Consider the following 13,250-nt stretch of genomic DNA (forward strand, 5'->3'; position numbering starts at 1 on the left):
CTAGTTGTTACGCCTGCTGACAGTCAGCGATAGCGCCAAGAACGACATCGTGCGGCACTCCGCCGCGCACTTCACTCTTCCCTATTGCAAGCGGGAGTACAAGACGCATCTCACCTGCCAATACTTTTTTATCGCGCATCATGTGGGGTAAATACGCTTGCGCCGACATCTCCTGCGGCCCGTTCACCGGCAAACCTGTACGCTCAAGCAGCGCAATGATACGTGCCGTCTCTTCCGGTTTGAACTGCCCAAGGCGTTCAGAGGTGCGGGCAGCCATCACCATGCCGGCCGCGACGGCTTCACCGTGCAGCCAGTTGCCGTAACCCATTTCGGCTTCAATCGCGTGACCAAACGTATGCCCAAGATTCAGTAAAGCACGTAAGCCCGTTTCACGCTCGTCTGCGGCTACAACTTCTGCTTTCAGCTCACAGCAACGACGAATGCAGTATGCCAGTTTTGCCTCATCGAGGCCCAGCAGCGCATCCATATTCTCTTCAAGCCAGTTAAAGAACTCGCCATCCAGAATAATGCCGTATTTGATCACTTCCGCCAGACCCGAAGCCAGTTCGCGCTTCGGCAGGGTTTTCAGACAGTCGAGATCCACCACCACCGATGCGGGCTGGTAGAACGCGCCAATCATGTTTTTGCCGAGCGGATGGTTCACTGCCGTTTTGCCACCGACAGAGGAGTCGACCTGGGACAGCAGCGTGGTAGGGATTTGAATAAAGCGGACACCACGCTGATAGCTTGCGGCCGCAAAGCCGGTCAGATCGCCCACAACACCACCGCCCAGGGCAAGCAGTGTCGTATCGCGACCATGCGGTTTTTGCAGCAATGCGGTAAAGACGGTATCCAGTACCGTCAGGCTTTTATACTGCTCGCCATCGGGGAGAATCACACTGTCGACTTTTACGCCCGCCTGCTCAAGCAGGTGGCGTACGCGGTCGAGATAAAGCGGAGCCAGCGTCTCGTTGGTGACCAGCATCGCCTGATCACCCGCTTTCAGTGGTAAAAAGGAAGCTGGGTCGTTAAACAAACCAGCCGCGATGGTGATAGGGTAACTACGTTCCCCGAGAGTAACTGTAATCCTCTCCATGACGCGACATCCACCTTTAATGCTTTTACCCGCAGGCGAGTGTATATAAAGCCAGAATCAGTTGCTTTCCAGCATATGAATAATCTGGTTTGCAACCACTTTAGCGCTCTGGTCGTCGGTACGAATGGTCACATCGGCAATCTCTTCATACAGCGGATTGCGTTCATCGGCCAACGCTTCCAGAACTTCGCGTGGTGGCGTTTCAACCTGCAGCAGCGGGCGCTTTTTATCGCGCTGCGTACGTGCCAGCTGTTTCTCAATGGTCGTCTCAAGATAGACCACTACGCCACGGGCGGAGAGACGGTTGCGGGTTTCGCGAGATTTCACAGAGCCGCCGCCTGTTGCCAGAACGATGCCCTGTTTTTCCGTGAGTTCGTTGATCACTTTTTCTTCTCGGTCACGGAAACCTTCTTCGCCTTCTACGTCGAAAACCCAGCCCACATCAGCTCCGGTTCGTTTCTCAATCTCTTGATCAGAATCGTAAAATTCCATATTGAGTTGTTGAGCTAACTGACGCCCAATAGTGCTTTTGCCGGCACCCATAGGCCCAACCAGAAAGATATTGCGTTTCTCTGCCATTTTATCGGTACTACTAAGACTATTCGTTAATGGTAATCCCCGCTTCGCAGACACCCGGCGTAGCAGGACATGAACTGAAACCTCATATGCAATAGAGCGAGAGTCAGACTAAAAATTATCTCAATACTCCGGCTTGTTTGGCAACTGATTAAATCACCGCGCCGGGCGCATAAGGTAATAAGACGTAAGTCCAACTCAAATCGGTACTCCTTGTATGCTAATTCATGCCCCACGTCAAACATCTGCAACAAACTGAATGCAAAATCATTGCGGGGATCGTTACCCGTCAGCGAATACCGACCAGACGTGGTGTAATAAACACCACTAATTCACGCCGTTCGTTGTCTTTCCCGTCATGGCGAAAAAGCGATCCAATCCAGGGGATGCTTCCCAGACCGGGTACGCTGTCAGTGCCGGTTTTGTTCTTCTGGGAAAATATTCCGCCCAACGCCAGCGTTTCTCCACTTTTTACCTCCACCTGGGTTTCTATCTCCTGCTTATCGATAGCCAGCGTTTCGCCATCGGCCTGCTGCAGAACCTGTCCCGGCATATTTTCGCTGATGTGTAATTTCAGGCGCACGCGTCCCCCCGGCAACACCACCGGTGTGACCTCCATTCCGAGAACCGCCTCTTTAAACTCAACGGAGGTGGCGCCGCTTTCCCCGCTTGAGACCTGATACGGGATCTCACTGCCCTGCTTAATGCTGGCAGGTTGCATATGCGAGGCCAACAGCCGCGGGCTGGCGATAATATCGACCTGCTGTTTTTGCTCCAGCGCTGAAAGTTCCAGATCAAGCAACCTGCCGTTAATCCGACCGATATTAAACCCCACGTGGCTGGTGGTGCTGGCAACAGAAAGATCGCTGCCCAGCGTCGTCAGTTGTCCCACCTTGCCCGCATCGGTAGCGTCGGCGAGATTCCACTTCACCCCCAGCTCACGCAGGCTTTTTTCGTTAATGGTCACAATATGCGCCGCCAGTTCGACCTGCTCGACGGGAATATCCATCTGGGCGGCCCAGCGCTGCAGCGTATCCACCGCAGCCTGGTTATCCCGAATCAGCAGACGGTTAGTACGTTTGTCGACGGATAAACTCCCCTTTGGGCTCAGGAGTTTTTCCGCGGCTTTTTGCAGCTCCCCGGCATCCGCATAAGAAAAGGGAATGCCCTGAGTGACCAGCGGGGCATCAAGCTGTCGACGCGCCTGTTCCTGTTCTGAACGCTCCCGCTGCTCACGCTGCCAGGCCGCGGTATGCACATAAAAAATACCGCCCTCCTCGCGCAAGACGAGTCCGGCGCTGGAGACGACCGTCCGTAACGCCTGTCTCCAGGGAACGCGCGTCAGGTTAAGCGAAAGCGTACCGCTGACATCAGGCGATACCACCAGATTACGGTTCTCCTGTGCGACCAGGGCCTGTAACACCTGGACCACAGGCACGTCATCCACCACCAGCGTGACCGGTTTTGGCGCGGCGGCCCACAGCCGTTGGCTGAACGCCAGCAGCCACAGCATTATCCGTAAATTCATTTTTATCCGTTCCTTCTCGTTGCCACGTCCATTTTCCCGGGTCACAGGTGTCACCCACATCAACTGCCAGCTCCGCTGCATTGACGGCGGTTATCCTCCAGCCAGCCGGGAAGCGCTCATGCATTTTCAGCCGGTGCCAGCGCTTTTGCCCATCCTGTAAAATGCCGATAGTCTCCTGCCCTTCCACCATGCCGCGAAAGCGCCACTGCGCCAGCTCGCCAATGGCGCAAGGATCGTCCGGAGGACGAAACGGATCGCGCATACCGGTCAATAGCAGCACTGAGCAAACCAGCAAACATCGCGCGCTATTTCGCATGTTCCAGCTCCAACTGCAGGCGCAACGCCGTACCTTGTGGCGCAATCGCGAAAGCGGCGATCTGCACATCCTGCTGTGCCAGACGGGAAAAAAGTTCCGGAATGGCCTGCCACTCCGTATCCAGCGTCAGTTCCCCTCCATTCTGCAGCGGCTTCCAGTGAACCAGCGTCGTCTCATCGTTCTGAAAATCGAGCGGGGAGAATGGCGCCAGCTCCCGTGCCTTTGCAGCGTCCGGACGAAACGGCCCCTTTCTGACAACAGGCCATAACGATGCATTAGTGCTTGCATTCTCAATCAGCTGGCGTTGTTGTTCAGCACACTGCCTGTCTACCGGTCTGAGCAACGCGCCCCACGCGACCAGCCCTGCCAGGAGACTCCCCAGGCACCAGTAGAGTACCCGATGCCAGGGACGGCTTTCGCACCAGCGTTCTAACAAGGTTTTCACGCGTTACCCCTCACTTTTGAGATGAAGCGTAAACAGCCAGTGCCCCCGGCTATCCTGCCGAAGCTCGCCCGGCGTCCCGGGCGTAAAGCCCGCTATTTGGCCAAGCGCATCGCGCAGAGTAGAGAGGGCCGGCAGGGTGATAGCGTAACCGGTCAATATCAGCGCAGGCGGCTGATAGCGCAGCTCTGTCAGCCAGACCTGTGAAGGAATGGCGCGGGAAAGGGAGGCCAGCACCGGTTGCCATGCGCGTCGTTGCCTGGTTTGCACGGGGAGCTGCGCCTGTGCGGCCAGTTTTTGCCGGGCGACAAGCGCGTGCTGCACGGACTGCATTCCCGTCAGTTCCGTTTGCAGCGCGCGCAGTTTCACGAACTGGTTCATCCGCAGACAAACAATGACTACGAACATCAACAGTACTGTGCCGATACACATTGCGCCCCAGAAACGCAGGCATCGCGCGCGCCGCTGCTGTCGCCAGGGCAGAAAATTCAGGATGCTCATCCGGGCACCTCGCTCATGGCCAACGCCAGCGCGACGGTATAATCAGCCCCGCATTCCGGCAGCGGAGCATGGCAGCGTTCCAGGATTTCCCACGGATCACGTTGGCAATCAAACAGCGCGATGTCATCCGGACCAAGCGCCAGCAGCGCCGCCAGCTCGGCCACGTTTTCTGCTTCGGTAGTTAAGCGGCGTCCCCACTGGTGGCGCATCGCCCAGAGCCACTGACGATCGTCCCGCCAGGCAACGCACTGCGCCGGCGCCACTGCGGGAAGAAGATTCGTCAGCGCGCTGGCATCCGGGGTAATGGTCACCAGCCGCAAACGCAGCGTTTTCGCCAGCGCCAGAAGGGTATCGACCTCGTTGTTTTGTGCGGCCGTCACGTGAAAGGTATTGCTGAAGGTATCCTGGGCGTAGTCGAAACAGAGGGTATCGGCAGACATCTCCAGTTCGCGGGCGAGCGCGCTACCCAGCCATGAGAGCTGCTCGCTGTCGCGCAGCGCAACGGTCGGGCGAGGAAGCGACCGCTGCAGAGTGCGTGCTGCCGGGAAAGAGAGGAACACCCGATGGGCGTGCGGCAGCGTTTTTCGCCAGTCGCGCAACGCATCAACCAGCTGTTCTGGCTGACAAATTTTGCCGTCACGAATGATGCCTTCAGCCAGCGGGATTGCCCACCAGCGCCGCAGACGCCAGCCGGACTTCTCCCGGTCCAGCGCCACGATCAGCACCCTATCCTGTTGAATGTGAACGCCCGTTTGCCATGTTTTGAAGGCCATGCTTCACGATCTCCTTATCGCCCGTCGCCCTGACGGCTATATCAATGAATCAGGCTTGCCTTTATACTACCGCGCGATTGTTTAGAAACTGCCCAAGTGAAACCAAATGGGAAATCTCCGGTGAAGTTCGTAAAGTATTTATTCATCCTTGCAGTCTGTTGCATTCTGCTGGGAGCAGGCTCGATTTACGGTTTGTACAAATATATTGAGCCACAGCTACCTGATGTCGCCACGCTTCGCGATGTGCGTCTCCAGATCCCGATGCAGGTCTATAGCGCCGATGGCGAGCTCATGGCGCAGTATGGCGAGAAGCGTCGTATCCCGCTGACCTTAAACCAAATTCCACCCGTGATGGTGAAAGCCTTTATCGCCACGGAGGACAGCCGTTTTTACGAGCACCACGGTGTCGATCCGGTGGGGATTTTCCGTGCCGCGAGCATTGCGTTGTTCTCTGGTCACGCCTCTCAGGGGGCGAGTACCATTACGCAGCAGCTGGCGCGTAACTTCTTCCTCAGCCCTGAAAAGACGCTGACCCGTAAGATCAAAGAGGTGTTCCTGGCGATCCGTATTGAGCAGCTGCTGAGCAAAGACGAGATCCTTGAGCTGTACCTCAATAAAATCTACCTGGGCTACCGTGCCTATGGCGTGGGGGCGGCCGCGCAGGTGTACTTCGGTAAGCCTGTGGAGCAACTCACCTTAAGCGAAATGGCCACCATCGCCGGTCTGCCAAAAGCGCCGTCCACCTTTAACCCGCTCTACTCGCTCGATCGCGCCACCGCGCGTCGTAACGTCGTCCTGTCACGTATGCTGAGCGAAGGCTATATCAGCCAGAGCGAGTACGACCAGGCGCGCAACGACGTCATTGACGCTAACTACCACGCCCCGGAGATCGCCTTCTCTGCGCCTTACCTGACCGAAATGGTTCGCCAGGAGATGGTGAACCGTTATGGCGACAAGGCCTATGAAGATGGCTATCGCGTGTACACCACCGTCACCCGTAAAGTGCAGCAGGCGGCGCAGGACGCGGTGCGCAACAACGTGATGGACTACGATATGCGTCACGGCTATCGCGGCCCGTCAAACGTGCTCTGGAAGGTGGGCGAAAGCGCGTGGGACAGCAAAAAAATCATCAGTACGCTGAGAGCACTGCCTACCTACGGGCCGCTCCTTCCTGCGGTGGTGACGCAGGCCGATCCTCAGGAAGCCGTTGCAACGCTCGCGGACGGTACGTCCGTCTCCCTGCGCATGGACGGTATCCGTTGGGCGCGTCCGTACCGCTCGGATACCCTGCAGGGCGTCACGCCGCGTAAAGTGACCGATGCGGTACAGACCGGGCAGCAAATCTGGGTGCGCAAGGTTGGCGAATCCTGGTGGCTGGCGCAGGTGCCGGACGTCAACTCGGCCCTGGTTTCTATCAATCCGCAGAACGGCGCTGTACTGGCCCTGGTAGGCGGGTTCGATTTCAACCAGAGCAAATTTAACCGTGCCACCCAGGCGCTGCGTCAGGTCGGTTCGAATATCAAACCGTTCCTCTACACGGCCGCGATGGATAAGGGCCTGACCCTCGCCAGCATCCTCAACGACGTGCCAATCTCCCGCTGGGATGCGGGGGCGGGTTCCGACTGGCAGCCGAAAAACTCCCCTGCGGAATATGCCGGCCCGATTCGTCTTCGTCAGGGTCTGGGACAGTCGAAAAACGTGGTGATGGTGCGTGCCATGCGCGCCATGGGGGTCGACTATGCCGCAGAGTATCTGCAGCGCTTCGGTTTCCCGGCGCAGAACATCGTTCGCACCGAGTCGCTGGCGTTAGGCTCAGCCTCCTTTACGCCGCTTCAGGTCGCGCGTGGATACTCGGTGATGGCCAACGGCGGCTTCCTGATTGACCCGTACTTCATCAGCAAGATCGAGAACGATCAGGGCGGCGTGCTGTTCGAGGCGAAGCCGAAAATTGCCTGCCCTGACTGCGATATTCCGGTCATTTATGGCAATACGCCGAAATCTGAAGTACTTGAAAACAAGGACATGGAAGATCCTGCCGTGTCGCAGGAGCAGCAGAACGGCGTGGTGCCGCAGCCGCAGCTCGAGCAGGCGAACCAGGCGCTGGTGGCGCAGACCGGCGCGCAGGAATACGCCCCGCATGTGATCAACACGCCGCTGTCTTTCCTGATCAAAAGCGCGCTGAACACCAACATCTTCGGTGAGCCAGGCTGGCAGGGTACCGGCTGGCGCGCAGGACGCGATCTGCAGCGCCATGATATCGGCGGTAAAACGGGGACAACCAACAGCTCGAAAGACGCGTGGTTCTCCGGTTACGGTCCGGGCGTGGTGACCTCGGTCTGGATCGGCTTCGACGATCACCGCCGCGATTTAGGGCGTACCACGGCCTCCGGCGCAATTAAAGATCAGATTTCCGGCTATGAAGGCGGCGCGAAGAGCGCGCAGCCAGCCTGGGACGCCTACATGAAGGCCGTTCTTGAAGGCGTGCCGGAGCAGCCGCTGACGCCACCGCCAGGCGTGGTGACGGTCAATATCGACCGCAGCACGGGCCAGCTCGCCAACGGCGGTAATAGTCGCGAGGAGTATTTCATCGAGGGCACACAGCCAACCACACAGGCGGTGCATGAGGTGGGTACAGAGATTATCGATAACGGCGAAACGCACGAGCTGTTCTAAATGTAAAAATGCCCGGTAAAAACCGGGCAATACAGCGTAGGCCGGGTCAGGCGAAGCCGCCACCCGGCTTTTTTATGGCCTACAGTCGCCCCTGCCCCTTCAGCCACTCCCGTACCAGGAACAGCGCGCTCACGTTGCGAGCCTCATTAAAGTCAGGGTCTTCCAGGAGGTCCATCAGATGCGCCAGCGGCCAGCGAACCTGCGGCAGCGGCTCCGGCTCATCCCCTTCCAGCGATTCAGGATAGAGATCTTCAGCCACCACGATATTCATTTTGCTGGAAAAATAGGACGGCGCCATGCTCAGTTTTTTCAGGAATGAAAGCTCATTCGCCCCGAACCCCACCTCTTCTTTCAGCTCGCGGTTTGCCGCTTCAAAGACGGTTTCGCCCGGGTCGATCAGCCCTTTCGAGAACCCAAGCTCGTAAGATTCCGTTCCCACAGCGTATTCGCGGATCAAAATCAGATGATCGTCGACAATCGGCACAATCATCACCGCTTCGCGCGACGAGGGGCGCATACGTTCATAAACGCGACGCACACCGTTGCTGAACTCCAGATCCACACTTTCGACATTAAACAGGCGCGATTTTGCGACTGTTTCAACATTCAGAATGGTGGGTTTTTGTAGTGGTTTGCTCATCGTGATGGGTCTTAGCAGTGAGAACTGGCGTTATTGTGCGATACGCCGCACGGTTTCGGCAATGTCAATCGTTCTTTATTTACATTTATGCAACGTAGCAGGGATCAATCCTCAATTCAAAACAAATGTCAAGAGGTTGAAATGTTTCCAGGAATTTGCTGATATCGCGCCATAACAGGCTTTGCTATCATCACCGGTCACTGGGATGCGCTTCAGAATGCTCAAGTTCGACTCCATACTTGCCGATAGCCAGCCACAGACTCTCATTCAATGTAAAGGTGCTACTGACTACACCTGTAAGAAGATAAGTAAGATGGGGAAAGCATGAGCACCATTTTGATTGTTCTCGCTGCTATGCTGGCCGGCGCATTGGTTGCAGGGTGGTTGTACAGGCGCCGCATACAGCGCCGTTATCGCCTGCCTTTTTTAACTGCATTTGCGGGCGCGACCACACGTAAACTCACGCAAGACGAGCGCGATGCGGTTGAAAACTATCTCGAAATCCTGAACCGTACTCAGCTCACGCCTGGGCCAACGGGTGCCACCGCTGCGCCCGTGGCGTTAAAGCTTAATGCGCAGAGTGATACCGTGCTCTGCGTGACGCGTTCCATCACGCGCTACGGCATCACGACTGATGACCCCAACAAGTGGCGCTATTACCTTGATTCCGTCGAAGTGCATCTCCCTCCGTCCTGGGAGCAATACATTAATGACGAAAACAGCGTTGAGCTGATTCACACCGATTCATTGCCTCTGGTTATCTCGCTTAACGGTCACACGCTGAATGAATATCTTCAGGAAGCCCCGCGTTTTGCGCTGGAGCGCGCCAGTTCGACGCAGGCTTCTATTCGTGGCGAAGAGACAGAGCAGATTGAACTGCTGAACATTCGTCAGGAGACGCATGAAGAGTACGCCCTGAGCCGCCCGGACGGCATTCGTGAAGCCCTGCTGATCGTCGCCGCCTTCCTGCTCTTTTTTTTCTGCCTGCTGACGCCGGATGTGTTTGTCCCCTGGCTGGCGGGCGGTGCGGTGCTGCTGCTGGCGGGCGGGCTTTGGGGGCTCTTTGCTCCGCCGGCCAAAACCTCGTTGCGCGAGATCCACTGCCTGCGCGGGACGCCAAAGCGCTGGGGTCTGTTCGGTGAAAACGATCAGGAACACCTCAACAATATCTCGCTCGGGATTATTGACCTGATCTACCCGCGCCACTGGCAACCGTGGATCGCGCAGGATTTAGGCCAGAAAACCGATATTGATATCTACCTTGACCGCCACGTTGTGCGTCAGGGACGCTTCTTATCCCTGCATGATGAAGTGAAAAATTTCCCGCTTCAGCACTGGCTTCGCAGCACGGTCATTGCCGGGGGCGCGGCGCTGGTCTTAGTCATGCTGCTGCTTTTCGTGCCGCTGGATATGCCCATCAAATTCACCCTGTCGTGGATCAAAGGGGCGCAAACCATTGAAGCGACCAGCGTCAACAAACTGGATGAAGCCGGTGTGCGCGTGGGGGACACGCTGCGCCTGAAGGGAACCGGGATGTGTAATATTCACACGCCGGGGGCATGGAACACGCGTCAGAACTCGCCATTTATGCCGTTCGATTGCTCGCAAATTATCTGGAACGACGCACCGCCGCTGCCGCTGCCGGAATCAGAAGTGGTGAATAAAGCCACGGCGCTTACCCAGACGGTTAACCGCCAGCTGCACCCGAAACCGGACGATGATTCGCGCGTCAGCCCTGCGCTGCGTTCGGCCATTCAAAAATCAGGCATGGTTCTGCTGGATGATTTTGGTGACATCGTTCTGAAAACGCAGGATCTCTGTTCTTCGCAGGATGAGTGCATACGTCTTAAAAATGCCCTGGTCAACCTGGGGAACAGTAAAGACTGGGACTCGCTGGTAAAGCGCGCCGAAGCGGGACGACTGGATGGCGTCAACGTGCTGCTGCGTCCGGTGAGTGCTGAATCGCTGGATAACCTGGTCGCCACCTCCACATCACCGTTTATGATGCGCGAAACCACCCGGGCGGCTCAGGCGCTGAACAGCCCGGCACCGGGAGGCTTTGTGATTGCAAGCGATGAAGGCAGCGACCTGGTCGATCAGCCTTACCCGCAGGTGGCGCTTTATGACTACCCGGCGCAGGAGCAGTGGAGCCAGTTCCAGCGCCTGGCGCAGATGCTGATGCAAACGCCGTTCAGCGCAGAAGGGATTGTCACGAGTGTTTATACCGACGCCAACGGCACGCGCCATATCGGCCTGCACCGGATGCCGGATAGCGCAGGTTTATGGCGCTACATCGGCACCTCTCTGCTGATGACCGCGATGCTGATCGCCATTTTCTGGAACGGCTTTATGGCCCTGCGACGCTACCAGCGCTCGCGCACCCGGCTTGCAGAGATCCAGCAATATTATGAAAATTGCCTCAATCCTAAGCTGATCCCCTCCTCTGAGAGCCTGATCTGATAACGTCGTTGCGCGACAAGATGTGCTACCCTGTCGCGCACGTTTCTTCTGGCTGGAGTTCCCCCCCTATGCATCTTGATATCGACTGGCAGCAGGTCGACACCGTTCTGCTGGATATGGACGGCACGCTGCTCGATCTCGCCTTTGACAACTATTTCTGGCAAACGCTGGTGCCGGAAACCTATGGCGAGCAGCAGGGAATCTCCCCGGCAGAAGCGCAGGCATTCATTCGTTCGCAATATAGCGCCGTGCAACATACGCTAAACTGGTACTGTCTGGACTACTGGAGCGAGCGCCTCGGTCTGGATATTTGTGCCATGACCACCGCCCAGGGTCCACGCGCCGTACTGCGCGAGGATACGGTTCCGTTCCTGGATGCGCTGAAAGCAAGCGGCAAACGCCGTATTTTGCTGACCAATGCGCATCCCCATAACCTGGCCGTGAAGCTGGAGCATACGGGTCTGGCATCACACCTTGATTTATTACTTTCCACCCACACATTTGGTTATCCGAAAGAGGATCAGCGGTTGTGGCATGCGGTGAAGGAAGAGACGGGCTTGCAGCCGGAACGTACGCTGTTCATTGACGACAGCGAGCCCATTCTGGATTCCGCGGCAAGGTTTGGCATTCGCTATTGTCTGGGCGTCACCAATCCTGACTCTGGCCTGGCTGAAAAAAGCTATCTGCGCCACCCGGGACTGAACGACTACCGCCAGATGATCCCCTCACTGACCGTGAAGGAGAGGCCATGAAAGAAAAACCCTCTGACGGGGTAAGACTGGACAAATGGCTGTGGGCGGCGCGTTTTTATAAAACGCGCGCCCTTGCCCGCGAGATGATTGACGGCGGAAAGGTGCATTACAACGGCCAGCGCAGCAAACCAAGCAAGCTGGTTGAGCTGAATGCCACCTTAACGCTGCGTCAGGGCAACGATGAACGTACGGTAGTGATTAAAGCCATTACCGAACAACGACGGCCCGCCCCGGAAGCCGTCCTGCTTTATGAAGAGACGGCGGAAAGCATTGAAAAGCGCGAGAAGACCGCGCTGGCGCGCAAAATGAATGCGCTGACCATGCCCCACCCGGACCGGCGACCGGATAAAAAAGAGCGCCGCGATCTGATGAAATTTAAACACGGTGAGAGCGAGTAACCCTCACCCGCACGAGAGATGAAAATGGCCCAACACGACCAATTACACCGCTATCTGTTTGAACAATTCGCCGTGCGCGGCGAGCTGGTCACCGTATCCGAAACCTGGAAACAGATTCTGGAAAACCACAACTACCCGCTGCCGGTGAAGACCCTGTTGGGCGAACTGCTGGTTGCCACCAGCCTGCTGACCGCAACGCTGAAGTTTGCCGGCGATATCACCGTGCAGCTGCAAGGTGACGGCCCAATGTCGCTGGCGGTGATCAACGGCAATAACCAGCAGCAGATGCGCGGCGTGGCGCGCGTTCAGGGCGACGTGCCTGAAAATGCTGACCTCAAAACGCTGGTAGGTAATGGCTACCTGGTGATCACCATCTCCCCGGAGGAAGGTGAACGCTATCAGGGCGTGGTCGGTCTGGAAGGCGATACCCTGGCAGCCTGCCTGGAAGATTACTTCATGCGTTCTGAACAGCTGCCGACGCGTCTCTTCATCCGCACCGGTGAAGTGGATGGTCAGCCTGCTGCTGGCGGCATGCTGCTGCAGGTTCTGCCTGCGCAGGACGCGCAGACCAATGATTTTGAGCACCTGGCGACGCTGACCGAAACCATCAAGGCGGAAGAGCTGTTCAACCTGTCGGCGACCGACGTGCTGTGGCGTCTGTACCACGAAGAAGAAGTGACCGTCTACGACCCGCAGTCCGTGGAGTTTAAGTGCACCTGCTCCCGCGAGCGCTGCGCTGGCGCACTGAAAACCCTGCCGGATGAAGAGATCGACAGCATCATGGCGGAAGACGGCGAAATTGATATGCACTGTGACTACTGCGGTACGCACTATGTGTTCAATTCGATGGATATCGCTGAGATCCGCAATAACGCCTCCCCGGCGGATCCGCAGGTTCACTAAACCTCTCTTCCCCTCACCTTAACCTTCTCCCCAAAGGGGAGAGGGCTGGGCTGAGGGGCAAAAAACTCCACCCAAGCTGAATCGTTTTCCCAATGTAACTCTTACGTAATTTTCTTACGTGTATGCGATTACATTCACATTCTCTCCGATAAAATCACCAGCCTTTAACCTTTTCGGAACATTTTCCCCAAC

The 13,250-nt window shown here is 56.8% G+C and carries 13 protein-coding genes; 5 read left to right on the forward strand and 8 right to left on the reverse strand.

Features of this window, described 5'->3' with window-relative positions; translation table 11 throughout:
• Nucleotides 1-7: 7 nt before the first annotated feature.
• From aroB to pilM, 7 genes are all read right to left on the reverse strand, one after another.
• Nucleotides 8-1,096 carry a 3-dehydroquinate synthase gene (gene aroB, locus B498_RS02635; protein WP_008503035.1) on the reverse strand — a complete coding sequence of 363 codons (1,089 nt, stop codon included), beginning with the start codon at nucleotides 1,094-1,096 and terminating at the stop codon, nucleotides 8-10.
• Nucleotides 1,097-1,153: 57 nt separating this feature from the next.
• Nucleotides 1,154-1,675: a shikimate kinase AroK gene (gene aroK, locus B498_RS02630; RefSeq protein WP_003861630.1), complete on the reverse strand. Its 522-nt coding sequence runs from the start codon at nucleotides 1,673-1,675 to the stop codon at nucleotides 1,154-1,156.
• Between the two features lie 286 nt (nucleotides 1,676-1,961).
• Nucleotides 1,962-3,200: a DNA uptake porin HofQ gene (hofQ, locus tag B498_RS02625; protein WP_008503036.1), complete on the reverse strand. Its 1,239-nt coding sequence runs from the start codon at nucleotides 3,198-3,200 to the stop codon at nucleotides 1,962-1,964.
• The gene (locus tag B498_RS0121715) at nucleotides 3,112-3,516 is read right to left on the reverse strand and encodes a HofP DNA utilization family protein (RefSeq protein ID WP_032623079.1); all 405 of its coding nucleotides are present in this window, start codon (nucleotides 3,514-3,516) and stop codon (nucleotides 3,112-3,114) included. Before B498_RS0121715 ends, hofQ begins: the two co-directional genes overlap by 89 nt.
• Nucleotides 3,506-3,961 carry a hypothetical protein gene (locus B498_RS23285; RefSeq protein ID WP_008503037.1) on the reverse strand — a complete coding sequence of 152 codons (456 nt, stop codon included), beginning with the start codon at nucleotides 3,959-3,961 and terminating at the stop codon, nucleotides 3,506-3,508. The genes B498_RS0121715 and B498_RS23285 overlap by 11 nt, the downstream gene beginning before the upstream one ends.
• 3 nt (nucleotides 3,962-3,964) lie before the next feature.
• On the reverse strand, nucleotides 3,965-4,459 hold the full coding sequence (locus tag B498_RS02615; protein ID WP_008503038.1) for a PilN domain-containing protein: 495 nt from the start codon (nucleotides 4,457-4,459) through the stop codon (nucleotides 3,965-3,967).
• On the reverse strand, nucleotides 4,456-5,232 hold the full coding sequence (pilM, locus tag B498_RS02610; RefSeq protein WP_008503039.1) for a pilus assembly protein PilM: 777 nt from the start codon (nucleotides 5,230-5,232) through the stop codon (nucleotides 4,456-4,458). The genes B498_RS02615 and pilM overlap by 4 nt, the downstream gene beginning before the upstream one ends.
• A 120-nt stretch (nucleotides 5,233-5,352) precedes the next feature.
• Between pilM and mrcA the strand changes: the two genes are divergently transcribed.
• Nucleotides 5,353-7,905, forward strand: a complete 2,553-nt coding sequence (gene mrcA, locus B498_RS02605) for a peptidoglycan glycosyltransferase/peptidoglycan DD-transpeptidase MrcA (protein WP_008503040.1) — start codon at nucleotides 5,353-5,355, stop codon at nucleotides 7,903-7,905.
• A gap of 79 nt (nucleotides 7,906-7,984) precedes the next feature.
• Here the strand turns inward: mrcA and nudE are convergent, their stop codons facing one another.
• The gene (gene nudE, locus B498_RS02600; protein WP_008503041.1) at nucleotides 7,985-8,545 is read right to left on the reverse strand and encodes an ADP compounds hydrolase NudE; all 561 of its coding nucleotides are present in this window, start codon (nucleotides 8,543-8,545) and stop codon (nucleotides 7,985-7,987) included.
• Between the two features lie 324 nt (nucleotides 8,546-8,869).
• Here nudE and B498_RS02595 point away from each other — a divergent pair, with 324 nt between their 5' ends.
• The 4 genes from B498_RS02595 (at nucleotide 8,870) to hslO (ending at nucleotide 13,058) form a co-directional block, all read left to right on the forward strand.
• Complete coding sequence (locus B498_RS02595) at nucleotides 8,870-11,005, forward strand: intracellular growth attenuator family protein (protein WP_008503042.1); 2,136 nt, start codon at nucleotides 8,870-8,872, stop codon at nucleotides 11,003-11,005.
• A gap of 68 nt (nucleotides 11,006-11,073) precedes the next feature.
• Nucleotides 11,074-11,757: a GMP/IMP nucleotidase gene (gene yrfG / locus B498_RS02590; RefSeq protein ID WP_008503043.1), complete on the forward strand. Its 684-nt coding sequence runs from the start codon at nucleotides 11,074-11,076 to the stop codon at nucleotides 11,755-11,757.
• Complete coding sequence (hslR, locus tag B498_RS02585) at nucleotides 11,754-12,155, forward strand: ribosome-associated heat shock protein Hsp15 (protein WP_008503044.1); 402 nt, start codon at nucleotides 11,754-11,756, stop codon at nucleotides 12,153-12,155. Before yrfG ends, hslR begins: the two co-directional genes overlap by 4 nt.
• A gap of 18 nt (nucleotides 12,156-12,173) precedes the next feature.
• A complete protein-coding gene (gene hslO / locus B498_RS02580) occupies nucleotides 12,174-13,058 on the forward strand; it encodes an Hsp33 family molecular chaperone HslO (RefSeq protein ID WP_161958630.1) in 885 nt (294 codons plus the stop codon).
• Nucleotides 13,059-13,250: the final 192 nt, after the last annotated feature.

The sequence above is a fragment of the Enterobacter sp. SST3 genome (assembly GCF_000286655.1).
Taxonomy (GTDB): domain Bacteria; phylum Pseudomonadota; class Gammaproteobacteria; order Enterobacterales; family Enterobacteriaceae; genus Enterobacter; species Enterobacter roggenkampii.

Excerpts from the sequence above, each read along its gene's own strand:
- yrfG (WP_008503043.1), top strand. The coding sequence starts at position 11,074 with ATGCATCTTGATATCGACTGGCAGCAGGTCGACACCGTTCTGCTGGAT.
- hofQ (WP_008503036.1), bottom strand. The coding sequence starts at position 3,200 with ATGAATTTACGGATAATGCTGTGGCTGCTGGCGTTCAGCCAACGGCTG.
- B498_RS0121715 (WP_032623079.1), bottom strand. The coding sequence starts at position 3,516 with ATGCGAAATAGCGCGCGATGTTTGCTGGTTTGCTCAGTGCTGCTATTG.
- B498_RS02595 (WP_008503042.1), top strand. The coding sequence starts at position 8,870 with ATGAGCACCATTTTGATTGTTCTCGCTGCTATGCTGGCCGGCGCATTG.
- pilM (WP_008503039.1), bottom strand. The coding sequence starts at position 5,232 with ATGGCCTTCAAAACATGGCAAACGGGCGTTCACATTCAACAGGATAGG.
- nudE (WP_008503041.1), bottom strand. The coding sequence starts at position 8,545 with ATGAGCAAACCACTACAAAAACCCACCATTCTGAATGTTGAAACAGTC.
- aroB (WP_008503035.1), bottom strand. The coding sequence starts at position 1,096 with ATGGAGAGGATTACAGTTACTCTCGGGGAACGTAGTTACCCTATCACC.
- aroK (WP_003861630.1), bottom strand. The coding sequence starts at position 1,675 with ATGGCAGAGAAACGCAATATCTTTCTGGTTGGGCCTATGGGTGCCGGC.
- B498_RS02615 (WP_008503038.1), bottom strand. The coding sequence starts at position 4,459 with ATGAGCATCCTGAATTTTCTGCCCTGGCGACAGCAGCGGCGCGCGCGA.
- hslR (WP_008503044.1), top strand. The coding sequence starts at position 11,754 with ATGAAAGAAAAACCCTCTGACGGGGTAAGACTGGACAAATGGCTGTGG.
- hslO (WP_161958630.1), top strand. The coding sequence starts at position 12,174 with ATGAAAATGGCCCAACACGACCAATTACACCGCTATCTGTTTGAACAA.